This window comes from Serinicoccus marinus DSM 15273, assembly GCF_008386315.1.
Lineage (GTDB): Bacteria > Actinomycetota > Actinomycetes > Actinomycetales > Dermatophilaceae > Ornithinicoccus > Ornithinicoccus marinus.
Map to the genome: position 1 here is coordinate 3,189,513 of NZ_CP043808.1, position 12,983 is coordinate 3,202,495.

The window sequence follows — 12,983 nt, forward strand, 5'->3', positions numbered from 1 at the left end:
AGCAGATCAGCGGTGGTGTCTCACCCCATCCTGACGCACAGGGTCGGGACCGGGGTTGCCTGACTCGAAAACGGTCGTCACTGTGCCGGGCCGTTCTTGGCTCCCGGGCGTCGGAAACTGGACGTTATGGCCCGATCAGCGCGCTGCGTCCAGGCGCGGAGGCCGTGACAAACCGACTCTGCTGATGGCCGCGCCCTATCACCTACTGCTCTCTGGAGCGTAGAAACTCGAGCAACTCGCGAAGAGACCGAATTCGTGTGGGTTCATCAAACGGACCAGCGTCGTCACGATCAAGGTGAACGGCCTGGAGACCGGCCTCTCGTGGAGCTGTGACGTCCAGCGCGTACACGTCGCCCACGTGGAGCGCGCGATTGACCTCGACGTTGAGGGCCTTGCAGACGCTGCGATACGTGGATAGGTCAGGCTTGGCCGCCCCCAAGCTTTCTGCCGTGAAGACCTGACTGACGAGTCCCGCCAGGCCGACCTTTTTGATTTTCGCGTGCTGCTGTTCATCTGTGCCGTTAGTCAGGACTGCCGTCTTAATCGGCAGCCGGGAGATCTTCTGCAACGTCTCCCGCGCGTCGTCGAAACATGTCCAGGCAGCCTCGTAATGCCTCAGGTAGCCGGCGAAGACGTCATCCAGTTCCGCGTCGAGTCCGACCGGGCTGTCGATGAGAGGCAGGAAGTCGCGCAAGCGACGGCGGCGCTGCTCCGCGAACGTAACCTCACGGGCACGCCAAGCGGGGAAGTGCTTCTCCTCGGCCACGAGCCAAGCGCCCCTCAGCTCCGCGGTGAGAGTCGCGCCGAGTTCGGGGAGCCACCCTTCGAGCGCCTTGGTCGCGGACCCAACGTGGTCAACGAGGGTGCCGTCGAGGTCGAAAATCACGGCCCGAATCTGAGTCATCAGGAAGAGTCTATGAGGCCCTCAAAGACCCCGCTCGAAAGTCGGCGGTGCGGGGATCCCGGACAGACCCGGTGCCCGCATCGCACGGTGCAGCTGCCCGGCGGGGCCGAGGGCAACCTGCGTAGGCACCGCTCGGATGTTCTGAACGTTCTCGGGGCCGTTGAACCATCTGCCTGCTGATCGTGGGCGTCCAGACCCATGCTCGCAGCGCCCTTACTCCGCCACTGCTTCCCCACCGGCCGGCGAGCCACCTCCTGGGCGACGAGCACCTGGTCGGCACGGAACCGGGCTGAGGGTACGGCAGGAAGGAGGTCGTCCCAGTGCGACAGGAAGGTGCCGCGCAGCTGCAGCATCCCGGTGGGCCGGGCATACAGCCACCAGTGCAGGTGCTCGGTCCCGTCTCCCCACAGCGCCGCCTGGACGCGAGGTATGTGGAGCACGTGCTGAGCGGCGGCGTCCACGGTGGCGAGGAGCTCACCTTGGCGATGGGCTTCCTCGGGCGTGAGGTCACCCAGCTCGGCGTGCCGACGAGGCATGAGGAAAAGCGCGAACGGCAGGCTACGGGGCTCGTGAGGCATTCCCAGCATGAAGACGTCGTCGTGCCACACGACGTACGCCGGGTCGAGGGTGCTCGACCCGTCGCAGATGAGACAGTTCTCACTCCCTGCGCCACGGCGGGCGGGCTCACTCTCGACCGGCGGCTCTAGCAACTTGGGGGTGAGCGTCCCCGTCCAGGGCCAGGAGCTCCATCGCTGCAGGTCGCTCTCGCGATGCCCCTCGCTCGCCACCGCCGCGCTGACGCGTGCGTACCATTCCTGAGGCGTTTCCGGCATTCCTTGATTCTACTGTCCATCGTCCACCGTGCTCAGTTGACAGGGAGTGAAGATTCCACGGTTGGCGTTGCGGACTGACACAGGGGGGCTGCTGAAGGTTGGAACGGGACTGCTGCACGGATAGGTGACGTGGTCGGCCACGCAGCCCCGCGCTGCAAGCCAGCGCCGTGAAGGTGAACTGGATCCACGGATGGAGACCACTGTCACCGCACGCTCAGAGGCGATCAGACGGCGCGAAAACGGTCGTCACTGCGCCAGGCCGTCTGATCCTCCTGGGAGTCGAAAGCAGAGCGTTATGGCCCAATGGGCGCGCTGCCCTAGGCGCGGGGTGTCAAACGGCGGCTGAAAGTGTCTAGGTTCCGACGGGTTGAGTGGAACCCACCCATGCGATTTGATGCGGCACGTGACCAGCAGGTGACGGACGAGCAGATCAGGATTGGGCCAACGAGGCCGAAGCTCGACGACGGGGCCTGGGCCGTGCGCTCGATAGCGCCCGAAAAGGTCGTCCACCAAGTCGCTAGGGGTGACAATGGGCCGGTGACAAGCACCCGCAGCGTGGTCCTGCTCGGTTCCACGGGTTCCATCGGCACCCAGGCGGTGGAGGTCCTGGAACGGCACCCGGACCAGTTCCGGGTCGAGGCCCTGAGCGCGGGCGGGTCCAACCTCGGCCTGCTGGCCCGCCAGGCCGTGCGGCTGCGCGTGGACCAGGTCGCGGTCGCCGACGCCCGTGCCCGCGGCGACCTCTGGGACGCTCTGGCCGAGGCGGCTTCGGCTGCTGGTGACCCGGCCTACCGTCCGCAGATCCTCACCGGTCCGGACGCCTCCGAGGAGCTGGCCGGCTCGGGCGCCGACCTCGTGCTCAACGCCATCACCGGCAGCATCGGGTTGCGACCCACCTTGGCCGCGCTGCGAGCCGGGAGCACCCTGGCCCTGGCCAATAAGGAGTCGCTCATCGTGGGCGGCGCCCTTGTCACCGCTGCAGCCGCGCCCGGGCAGATCGTGCCGGTCGACTCCGAGCACAGCGCCATCGTCCAGTGCCTGCGCGGCGGCAGGCCCGACGAGGTGCGCCGGCTCGTGCTCACCGCCAGCGGCGGGCCGTTCCGCGGGATGCGCCGGGCCGAGCTCGCCGGAGTCACCCCGCAGCAGGCGCTGCGACACCCCAACTTCGCCATGGGCACGGTCATCACGACCAACTCGGCCACCTCGTAAACAAGGGCCTAGAGGTCATCGAGGCCCACCTGCTCTTCGGGGTGCCCTTCGCCCGCATCGACGTGGTCGTGCACCCCCAGCAGCAGATCCACTCGATGGTGGAGTTCCACGACGGGTCCACGATCGCCCAGATAGGCCCGCCGCGGATGTTCGTGCCCATCGCGCTGGGACTGTCCTGGCCGCATCGGTTGCCCGACGCCGATACGCCCTGCGACTGGGGCGCACCAGGCAGCTGGGAGTTCCACCCCTGGACGACGAGGCCTTCCCGGCGGTACGGCTAGCCCGCCAGGTGGGGGAGGCAGGCGGCACCTATCCCGCGGTCTACAACGCCGCCAACGAAGAGTGTGTCGCGGCCTTCCACGCCGGCCGGATCGGCTTCACCGACATCGTCGACTCCGTCTCCGCCGTCGTCCACCGACACGCCGAGGGGAACTCTGTTGCCGGTTCGTCGGTTGACCTCACAGTGGACGACGTGCTTGCGGCCGACGCCTGGGCAAGGAAGGCCGCCTGCGCGATGATGGCACCGTGACCGACGACCGGCACCAGAAGGGGACCTGATGCCCTCTACACCCTCGTGTGCTCGTGATGAGGATGGACAGCGAAGCTCGACCCGGGTGGCTCACCGGGAGCACCTGGCAGCACCCCAACGGCGTATACATCGTCCTGGAACAGTCACCAGACGTGACCGGCGTCCGCGAACGAACCCGCGCTGGGCTGCACCACCTTTCGCTGCGCGTAGGCGACCGCGAACAAGTAGACGCCCTGCGCGAGCAGTGCGGCGACATCGATGGACCGAACTGTTCCCCGACGGCACTGTCTGATGGGAAGGTCTGTCGCCGGCCAGACCCGAGACGCGCTAGGAGAACGAGGTGGGCAACTGCAGACTGGTGCGCAAGAGGTCAGCGAAGGGGCGCCGTTCGTCGGCTGGCACCCATCGGGCCTCAAGATGCCGCTGGTACAGGTCATCGTTCTGGTAGCGCGGAAGCACATGAACGTGTAGATGCCATACGTCCTGACCACCCGCCGGCTCATTGTGTTGTCGAGTGGACACCCCCTCGCAGCCGTACGTGGAACGCATCGCCGCGGCGACCCGCTGTGTGAGGTCCCACACCGCGTGGCCATCGACCTGCGGGATCTCGTACAGATTCTCCACGTGGTGTCGTGGGATGACCAGCGCACCGCCCGCGTTGGCGGGCCACCACTTCGGGGCGATGCGCGCATAGGCCCGCTGCGTCACGGCAACCACATCGCTGGCCCGATTGCGGTCGTCAAAGATGTCAGCCTGAAGCCGACAGAAAGGACAGTCGTCCCCAGCCGCCTTGCACCTCCCTTCTCGCATCCTCCGATGCTGCCACGCGCCTCCGGTATCGACCTCTGAGGCGCGGCAAGCTCAGCCGTTCAGTCTCAGAGCCGGGTTCCCTCGAGTCCGGCTCGAAAAGGGTCGTCACTGGGCCAGCACCGCCAGCAAGGCGTCCGACGCGTCCGCGCGTCGACTTTGAGTCGGGGTCGCCGTCCCGCAGGTCGGACTCCCGGTCAGGCGCGACGCCGAATGGAAGGTCACGGTGAGCAACTCCGGCTCACGCCGCACTCGGTCACGAGCAGACCGTCCGGGCCAACAGGAGCTTGCGGTTGTGGCACTACGAGCCGCCGGTGTTCTGGGCACGGCACGATCTTGAATTCGCACGGGTCAATCCGAGACGCAAGGAAAGCTGGCCGGTAAATTTGTTTGCCTAGTACTGAAAAGCCGCCACGAAAAAAGGGATGGAAGCCAAGAATAGGCAGCCCGCGGCAAGAAACAAGGGAATAGCTAGCCTTGAGCCGAGTCACCCCGCCGCGTCTTCTTTTGAAAGAATAGATTATCAATCCCATACCCACCACCAAGCCAATAATGCCGATGGTTACCAAAGTCGTCGCGTCCACGTCGCCACTGTATATGGCCCAGCGTGGGCGGAGGCACATCAAGGGACCTGGCCAACCTGTCGATAACGCCTTCACTCGGGTTGCTCGTGTCACAGCGGGCGAGGAGGGCAAGAAGTGGACCCCGGTGAGGCGCCAGCTCTGCGTTCGTCGGACGAGACGGACGACCGGGCGCGCCAGGCATAGAGGGCGGCTCCTTGGTAGGTGTCGCGTTTCCAGCGCCAGGCGCTCATGTCATGCGGGTCCAGGTTCAGCAGCAAGGTGATCACCATGCCCGTGAGGACGTCGAAGACCTCGACCCACAGGCCACCACAGTCGGACTGCGTGCTGCCCTCGTCAAGAGGGGGTTCGGCGTTGGCCACCCAGATCTAGAACGGTGCCGCAGAGTCCGGCGGATCACCCACCTGGATGCCGGTGTGGGACTCCTCCACCCCGTAACTCAACCGACGCTCGAGGACGCCCCGCTCCACCAAGCCACACGACGCATCTCACCAGCGGTGACGGCCGGGCTGCGTCACGGCTCGATCTCCGGATCCATGCTCAGGATGCTGGTGCGGGCAATGTAGAAGGTGTGCTGGGCGTGACTCGAAAACGATGGTCACCGAGCCACGACTTCCTTGCACGCATCGCGGGCAAACACACGGGTATGACCGTGTGCGCGTGGCGGGACCGACGCAGCCGTGACGGCCGCGCTCGCGCCGGCGTGGCGGCATCGCGGGTGACGAAAGGGCGTCATGTCTCGCATCCTTGGTCTGTGTCCAGCCCGCTCGTGGCCACGTGGGCCCGACGGCACCGCTGGTCGGTGCCTTGGTGGATCGTGGTCACGAGGTCACCGTCATCACGGGGCAGCGGTACCGGCATACCTTCGACTCGCTCGGTGCGCGCACGACTCCCCTGCCACCGAGGTCGATTTCGACGACACCGACCTCGACGGCTCAATCCCCGGCCGCGCCGGCCTGTCCGGCCTGCGGCTCGCGCGCTTCGACCTCACCCGGTTCGTCGAGGCCATGCCGCACCAGCTGCGGGTCGTGGACGAGGAGCTCGACGCCAGCCCGGTCGACGTCGTGCTCTGCGACCCCCTCTTCCTCGCCGGTATGCCTCTGGTCCTGCGACCGCGCACCGAGCGGCCACGGGCCCTGGCCCTGGGGTTCCTGCCGCTCATGGCCCCGCTACCTGCGCTTCCCCCAGCGACCAACCCGCTCGCCTCCGCGCGCAACGCGGCCATCCGGCGCGTCGCGCGCCGCTTCCTGCGGCCGATCACGCGCCTGGCGCACGAGCAGGTGCGCGCGCTGACGGGCGCCGGCACCGACCTCCTCCCCCTCGACCGGCCCGCCCGGAGCGAGGGCATCCTGCAGATGACTGCCCCCGGCTTCGAGTACCCGCGAACCACGGCCGAGGTCCCCGCGCCGATCCACTTCGTCGGCCCCACCACGACCAGCGCCACCACCTGCGGCGGCACGCTGCAGATGGACCCGTTGCCCGACAACGTCCGCGTCGCCGACTTCCTCCCCTACGACGAGCTGCTGCCGCGCTGCGACGTCATGTTCACCAACGGCGGCTACGGCGGGGTCAACCACGCCCTGAGGTATGCCGTCCCCCTCGTCTGCGTCGGCGCCTCGGAGGACAAGCGCGACGTCGCGGCCCGGGTCACCTGGTCCGGGGTGGGCGTCGGCATCTCCCGACCCGCGCTGAGCCGGCGCGCCGCCCGCCGCGCGGTCCACCGCGTCCTGGGGGGCACGGCATACCGCAGCCGGGCCAGAGAGCTCGCCGACCAGATCGCCGCCGGACCGAGCACGGACGAGGTCGTCGCGCTGATCTGCGGAGCGGACCCGACCCGAGGTGGCCCGCGGGTCGCGAGATGAGTTGGTGGACCCGGACGGGTCTACCTTGACGAAAGAGACCTTCTCGATGCAACGTCTGGAGGCAGCACGATGATCGCCGCAAACCTGAGCGTCTCGGTCGATGGCTACTTCACCGGCCCGGGAGCCGGGCCGCAGCAGACCCTGGGCCAGGGCGGGGAGGTGCTCCACGGATGGTTCGCCCACGACGTCGCCGACCGGGACCAGCTCAGCGCTGCAGACGCGCTCCGTCCGGAGCTCGAGCGCGCCGGCGCCCTCGACGAGCTGCAGCTGCACGTCGTCCCTGTCTTGCTGACGCAGGGGCGCTGGCTGTGGGAGGACATCGGGGACCTGCCGATCGAGCTGGAGCCCGTGCGGACGCTCGAAGGGGTCGGCGTCACCCATCTGAAGTACCGGGTCCGGCGCTAGTCAGGACCCGGCGCTCGGGCGGATGGTCCCCGCGGGCTACGGGCGCGCGGCCAGCCGGTCCGCTCGTGCCCGGTGAGCCATGAGCCGGTTGAGGCGCTCGGACATGAGCAGGCCGAGGGCGACCAGCGCGAGGAGGAACAGCGGGAGGGTCCAGGTGCCGACCCACGTCGAGAGCAGGCCGAAGAGAGGTGGGGCCAGGGTGGAGCCGGTGTAGGCGGCGGCCATCTGGATGCCGATGATGGCCTGCGAGTTGCGGTGCCCGAAGTTGGCCGGCGTGGAGTGGATGATCGCCGGGTAGATGGGCGCGCATGCGAGCCCCGCGACGACGAGGCCGACGAGTGCCAGCAGGTTCGTCCCGACGGGCAGGGCGAGCAGGAGGGCGCCGAGCCCGACCACGGCGAAACCGCCCCGGAGCAGCTGCTTGTCACCGATGCGGTCGGCAGAACGGGTTGATCGCGGCGCCGGGGACCCCGAAGGTCTGGGTCGCCCCCTCCTTCTCCAGGATGAGGACGGCGGCGTCGGCCGCGCGCATGCGTGCCATGTCAGTCTCCTTCCGGGGAGGCGTCGCCGCGGCCGGACAGGCGCTCGACGCCGCGCAGCAGCGCGGAGTGGTCCAGGCCGCCGTCGCCCTGGGCGCGGGCGGAGGCCATGAGCTGGGCCACGACCGCACCGAGCGGGATGACGACCCCGGCCTCGCGGGCGGCGGAGGTGACGATGCCGAGGTCCTTGTGGTGCAGGTCGATGCGGAAGCCCGGGTCGAAGGAGCGGTCCAGCATGTTGCCCCGCTTCTGCTCCAGCACCTTGGACCCGGCCAGGCCGCCGCCCAGGACGTCCATCGCGGCGGCGGTGTCCACGCCGTAGGCCTCGAGGAAGACCAGCGCCTCGGCCACGAGCTGGATGTTGCCGGCGACGATGAGCTGGTTGGCCGCCTTGACCGTCTGCCCCGAGCCGGCCGGTCCGACGTGCACGACCGTCCGGCCCACCGTCTCCAGCAGGGGACGGGCCTCCTCGACGTCGGCCTCCTCGCCGCCGACCATGATCGAGAGCACGGCGTCGACCGCGCCCTTCTGACCACCGGACACCGGGGCGTCGATCATCCGCAGCCCGGCGTCGGTGGCCCGCTCGGCGAGCGAGCGCGCGACGTCGGGGCGGATCGAGGAGAAGTCGATGACCAGGGCGCCGCGGCGGGCGTGCGCCAGCACGCCGTCCTCGGCGGTGAGGACCTGCTCCACGTCCGGGCTGTCCGGGACCATGACGCAGATGACGTCGGCCTCGGCGACGGCCTCGGCGAGGCTCCCGGCGGCGCGTCCGCCCGCCTCCTCGAGCGGGCCGTAGGCGTCGGGCGAGCGGTTGAAGCCGACCACCTGGTGACCGGCGGTGGCGAGGTGGACGGCCATCGGGCTGCCCATGATGCCCAGGCCGATGAAGGCGATGGTGCTCATCGTGTCTCCTTGGTGTCGATGTCCGGGGAGGGTGTCAGGGGGTGAGGTCAGGGTGTGCCGGCGCGCCGCTCGCGCGGCAGCCAGCCGTCGAGGCCGGTGACGGTGTCCTGGGCGGCGGTCTTGTACTCCAGCCCCACGTGGCCGCGGTAGCCGAGATCCTGGATCCGCTCCAGCCAGGTGTCCAGGGGCAGGTCGCCGGTGCCCGGCTCGCCGCGCCCGGGGTGGTCGGCGATCTGCACGTGCGCGGTGCGGTCGGTGTAGGCCTCGACCGCCGCCGCGGGGTCGTCCCCGTTGGCGGCGAGGTGGTAGAGGTCGAGCAGCAGGCCGAGGTTGGTGACGCCGGTCTGCTGCGCCACGCGGTCGATGACGGCGACCGCGTCGGCGGCGGTCTTGAGGGGGTATGCCGGTGCACCGCTGACCGGCTCGACGAGCACCGTGCCGCCGACCCGGGCGGCTGCCCTGCCGGCGGCCGCGAGGTTCTCGGTGGCGACCTCCTCGGAGTGCTCGACGTCGGCACCCTCGGGGCGGTTGCCGTAGAGCGCGTTGAACGCACGGCAGCCGAGCTGCTCGCCGATCCCGACGGTGGCGTCGATGGTGTCGAGGAACTCCTGGCGACGCTGCAACCAGCAGACCAGACCGCGGTTCCCCTCCCGGCATGTCGCGCCCGGCGAAGAAGTTGAGGCCGACCAGCTGCACGCCCGCGTCCCGGACGGCCGAGACGAACTCGTCGGCCTCCCGGTCCGTGGGCACCGCGGTGGCGAAGGGCCACCAGAACTCGACGGCGTCGAAGCCCGCAGCGCGCGCGGCCGCCGGACGCTGCAGCAGCGGCACCTCGGTGAACAGGATCGAGCAGTTGACCAGGTAGGGCAGGTCGTGAGCCATGTCGCCTCCTCGCAATTCCGTATGTTGGAAAATTTCGTTCCGTGATGCGATACGTCAGGCCGCGACCCGACGAGGTGTCAACCCCTATCGTGAGCTCGGGCCGTCAGCGCAGCAGCGTGACCAGCCCGTCCCGGTCCAGCCCCGAGGCGGAGCGCACCTCGGCCCTCGTCGAGCGCCCCGCAGTGCAGCCCGCGCAGCACCGCCGAGACGAGCATGCGGGCGGTGGCCGGCTCGTCCATGACGTCGCCGCCCGCCTGGTCGACGTAGGCGCGCAGCCGCCTGGCCGACGCGGGCAGGGCCGCCCGGAAGAAGGCATACGTCGCGAGGTAGCGGGTCGGCAGGTGCCCGGGGTGCATGTCCCAACCCTGGTAGTAGCCGCGCTCCAGCGCCCGGGTGACGAGCCGGTGGTGCAGCGCCCAGGTCGAGGCCGCATCGTCCGCGGTGCCGAAGGCGATGACGTTGGTCGAGCCGTCCGAGCAGCGCACTCCGGTCTGGGCGGCGGCGAGCTGCATCGTGGCCTTGGCGTGGTCGGCGGCGGGATGCTCCAGCGTCTGGTGCGCGGCCGCGATGCCGAGCCCCGCGGAGTAGTCGAAGGTGCCCTAGTGCAGGCCGGTGCACCTGCCCGCGGAGGCGTGCCCGAGAGGGGCGACGGTGGCCCGCCCGTCGGCCCCGAGGATCGCCTGCGGCGTCTCGACCTGGATCTCGAACCCGAGCGCGCTCCGCTAGCCGGAGCGCCTCCTCGATGCGTGCACAGGCGGCGACCATGGCCTCGACCTGGTCGGTCGAGGTGACCTTGGGCAGGGTGAGCACGAGGCCGGGCGGCACCTCGGCCCCGCTGGCCATCCCGGCGACCGCGTCGACGAGCGTGCGCAGCCCCCGGTCGCGCGGGAGGACCTCGTCGGCGAGCGCCGCGTCCATCCCGGTGACCCGGGTGACCGCGGCGGCGTCGGGGAGGTGGTCGTCCATGAGCTCCAGCGCCGCGGCGCCCCAGCGCCACGGCGTCTGCTGCTCGAAGGCGTCGGCCGGGACGTAGACGGTGTGCACCGGCTGCCGCGTGGCCGGGTCGCCCGGGTAGAGCCGGGCCAGGTCGGCGTCGGCCGGCGCGAGCCGCTCGTCCGCCTCCGCCTGCACCGCGGCGACGAGCTGCTCCAGGCCGGCGCTCATCGCTCCTCTTCGGCCACCCGCGCCACGGCCTGGGCCACGGCAGACGCGACGTCGGGGTGGAAGACGCTGGGGATGATGAAGCTGGAGTTGAGCTCGCCGTCGGCGACGCACCCGGCGATCGCCTCGCCGCCGCGCTGAGCATGGCGTCCGAGATCGACGTCGTCTGGGCGTCCAGGAGCCCGCGGAAGAAGCCGGGGAAAGCCAGCACGTTGTTGATCTGGTTGGGGTAGTCGCTGCGTCCGGTGGCGACGATCGCGGCGTGCGCCAGGGCCTCGACCGGGTCCACCTCCGGGTCGGGGTTGGCCAGCGCGAAGACGATGGCCCGGTCGGCCATGGTGGCGATGTCGTCCCCGGTGAGGATGCCCGGGGCGGAGACCCCGATGAAGACGTCGGCGCCCTCGAGCACGTCCTGGAGCGAGCCGGTGACCTGCCGCGGGTTGGTGTGCTCGGCGAGCCAGACCCGCATGGGGTCGGGCAGCTCCGCGCCGCGGTGCACGGGCCCGGTCCGCCCCACGCCGACGATGTCGGTCACCCCGGCCCGCAGCAGCAGCCGGATGATGGCGCTGCCGGCGGCGCCGACCCCGGAGACCACGACCCGCAGGTCGGCCATCTCCTTGTCGACGATGCGCAGCGCGTTGATGAGGGCGGCGTAAACGACGATCGCCGTGCCGTGCTGGTCGTCGTGGAAGACCGGGATGTCGAGCTCGTCCCGCAGCCGGCGCTCGATCTCGAAGCACTTCGGCGCAGCGATGTCCTCGAGGTTGACCCCGGCATACACCGGCGCGATCGCCTTGACCACCGAGATGATCTCCTCGGTGTCCTGCGTGGCGAGGCAGACCGGCCAGGCGTCCACGCCGGCGAACTGCTTGAAGAGCGCGGCCTTGCCCTCCATCACCGGCAGCGCCGCCTCCGGGCCGATGTTGCCCAGGCCGAGCACGGCCGAGCCGTCGGTGACGACCGCGACGGTGTTGCGCTTGATGGTGAGCCGGCGGGCGTCGCTGACGTCCGCGGCGATGGCCCGGCTGATCCGGGCGACGCCGGGGGTGTAGGCCCGGCTGAGGTCGTCGCGGTGCACCAGCGGCACCTTGGGCACGACCTCGAGCTTGCCGCCGAGGTGCAGCAGGAAGGTCCGGTCGGAGACGTGCCGGACGGTGAAGCCCTCCGCGGCGTCCACCGCCGCCCGGATCTGCTCCCCGTGCTCCTCGCTCGTCCCATGGACGGTGACGTCCACCGTGACGTGGTCGCCGCTGGACTCGGCGACGTCGAGCGCCTGGACGGCGGCACCGGCCTCGGCGACGACGTGGGCCAGCCGGGTCGTCGCGCCGAAGTCGGGCGGCCGTCCACCCGCAGGGTGATCGAGTATCCGGGGCTGGGTGTCGCCATGGGCGCTCCTGGGTGACGTCGGGGCAGGGGTGCGAGGCATACTCTTGCACTTCTATGATGCGGAGTCCACGTCTCATTCTGCGAAAGTTCGTGCGGAGTGGTGTTTCCGCATCGCGAGAACGCGCCCGATAGACTTCTCCCCGTGAGCCCAGACAGCGAGTCCCCCGCCCCCAAGCGCGCCACGGGTGTGCAGTCGGTCGGCAAGGCCATCGACGTGCTCGAGATCCTCACCACCTCCCCCACCGGTGAGCTGTCCCTGAGCGACATCACCGCCGCGACCGGGCAGCCGATGCCCACCGTGCACCGGCTCGTGCGCACCCTGCTCGACCGCGGCTTCCTGCGCCAGCTCCCCAACCGCCGGTATGCCCTCGGCACCGAGCTCATCGTGCTGGGCCAGGCCGCGCGCTCCTCCTTCGGCAGCTGGAGCACGCCGGTCCTGCACGAGCTGGTCGGCGAGTTCGGCGAGACCGTCAACCTCGCCGTGCTCGACGGGGACGACGTCGTCTACATCGGCCAGTCGCCCTCCCCCCACGCGGTGCGGATGTTCACCGAGATCGGCCGCCGCATCAAGCCGCACGCCACCGGCGTCGGCAAGGCCCTGCTCGGCCGGCTGCCCGACGACCAGGTGCTGGCGCTGCTGCGCCGGACCGGTATGCCCGCCCGCACCCCCCACACCATCACCACGCCCGAGGCCTTCCTGGACAAGGTCCGCGAGGCGCGGAAGCAGGGCCACGCCCTGGACAACGAGGAGATGGAGCTCGGCGTCCGCTGCGTGGCCGTCTCGCTGCCCGAGGCCCGGCTCAACCTCGCGCTGTCGATGTCCGGGCCGGCCACGCGGATGACCAATGCGCTCATCGGCCGGGCGCTCCCCCGGCTGCACGAGGCGGCCGACCAGCTCGCCGCGGACTTCTCCGCTGGCTGAGCCCGCCGTCGTGGGGACCTCGCCGGCGACCCCTTGACGCCTCGCCGATGACGCTATACT

General features: G+C 69.9%; 9 protein-coding genes and 4 pseudogenes. 5 read left to right on the forward strand and 8 right to left on the reverse strand.

The genetic code is table 11. From position 1 onward, the window contains the following. Positions 1-202 precede the first annotated feature (202 nt). A complete protein-coding gene (locus FU792_RS15380) occupies positions 203-904 on the reverse strand; it encodes an HAD family hydrolase (RefSeq protein ID WP_022923697.1) in 702 nt (233 codons plus the stop codon). A gap of 431 nt (positions 905-1,335) precedes the next feature. Between FU792_RS15380 and FU792_RS15385 the strand changes: the two genes are divergently transcribed. Both FU792_RS15385 and dxr read left to right on the forward strand, forming a co-directional pair. Beyond that, positions 1,336-1,611 carry a hypothetical protein gene (locus tag FU792_RS15385; protein WP_161600280.1) on the forward strand — a complete coding sequence of 92 codons (276 nt, stop codon included), beginning with the start codon at positions 1,336-1,338 and terminating at the stop codon, positions 1,609-1,611. Between the two features lie 663 nt (positions 1,612-2,274). After that, a pseudogene (gene dxr, locus FU792_RS15390) lies at positions 2,275-3,475 on the forward strand (1-deoxy-D-xylulose-5-phosphate reductoisomerase). Between the two features lie 327 nt (positions 3,476-3,802). Here dxr and FU792_RS15400 read toward each other — a convergent pair. Both FU792_RS15400 and FU792_RS15405 read right to left on the reverse strand, forming a co-directional pair. Continuing rightward, entirely contained in the window at positions 3,803-4,183 is a 381-nt protein-coding gene (locus FU792_RS15400) for an HIT family protein (protein ID WP_237739965.1), read from the reverse strand. 772 nt (positions 4,184-4,955) lie between these two features. Further along, the gene (locus FU792_RS15405; RefSeq protein ID WP_149814883.1) at positions 4,956-5,225 is read right to left on the reverse strand and encodes a hypothetical protein; all 270 of its coding nucleotides are present in this window, start codon (positions 5,223-5,225) and stop codon (positions 4,956-4,958) included. A 645-nt stretch (positions 5,226-5,870) separates the two neighbouring features. On the opposite strand from FU792_RS15405, the gene FU792_RS15410 reads away from it, so the two are divergent. Continuing rightward, the gene (locus FU792_RS15410; protein ID WP_202980390.1) at positions 5,871-6,725 is read left to right on the forward strand and encodes a glycosyltransferase; all 855 of its coding nucleotides are present in this window, start codon (positions 5,871-5,873) and stop codon (positions 6,723-6,725) included. A gap of 69 nt (positions 6,726-6,794) precedes the next feature. Next, entirely contained in the window at positions 6,795-7,130 is a 336-nt protein-coding gene (locus tag FU792_RS15415; protein ID WP_022923692.1) for a dihydrofolate reductase family protein, read from the forward strand. Positions 7,131-7,166: 36 nt separating this feature from the next. Here the strand turns inward: FU792_RS15415 and FU792_RS15420 are convergent, their stop codons facing one another. The 5 genes and pseudogenes from FU792_RS15420 to FU792_RS15440 form a co-directional block, all read right to left on the reverse strand. Further along, positions 7,167-7,526, reverse strand: coding sequence for an MFS transporter (locus FU792_RS15420; RefSeq protein ID WP_022923691.1), 360 nt, complete (start codon positions 7,524-7,526; stop codon positions 7,167-7,169). Between the two features lie 146 nt (positions 7,527-7,672). Next, positions 7,673-8,656 (reverse strand): 2-hydroxy-3-oxopropionate reductase, encoded by a 984-nt coding sequence (locus tag FU792_RS15425; protein ID WP_275100785.1) that lies wholly within the window; start codon positions 8,654-8,656, stop codon positions 7,673-7,675. Next, positions 8,620-9,442: pseudogene (locus FU792_RS15430) on the reverse strand (hydroxypyruvate isomerase family protein). Before FU792_RS15430 ends, FU792_RS15425 begins: the two are co-directional and overlap by 37 nt. Positions 9,443-9,531: 89 nt before the next feature. Further along, positions 9,532-10,618: pseudogene (locus FU792_RS19415) on the reverse strand (DUF6986 family protein). Further along, positions 10,615-12,001 (reverse strand): annotated as a pseudogene (locus FU792_RS15440) (NAD-dependent malic enzyme). The pseudogenes FU792_RS19415 and FU792_RS15440 overlap by 4 nt, the downstream one beginning before the upstream one ends. A 142-nt stretch (positions 12,002-12,143) precedes the next feature. Here FU792_RS15440 and FU792_RS15445 point away from each other — a divergent pair. After that, complete coding sequence (locus FU792_RS15445; protein ID WP_028130768.1) at positions 12,144-12,923, forward strand: IclR family transcriptional regulator; 780 nt, start codon at positions 12,144-12,146, stop codon at positions 12,921-12,923. Positions 12,924-12,983 lie beyond the last annotated feature (60 nt).

Excerpts from the sequence above, each read along its gene's own strand:
- FU792_RS15380 (WP_022923697.1), bottom strand. The coding sequence starts at position 904 with ATGACTCAGATTCGGGCCGTGATTTTCGACCTCGACGGCACCCTCGTT.
- FU792_RS15410 (WP_202980390.1), top strand. The coding sequence starts at position 5,871 with ATGCCGCACCAGCTGCGGGTCGTGGACGAGGAGCTCGACGCCAGCCCG.
- FU792_RS15415 (WP_022923692.1), top strand. The coding sequence starts at position 6,795 with ATGATCGCCGCAAACCTGAGCGTCTCGGTCGATGGCTACTTCACCGGC.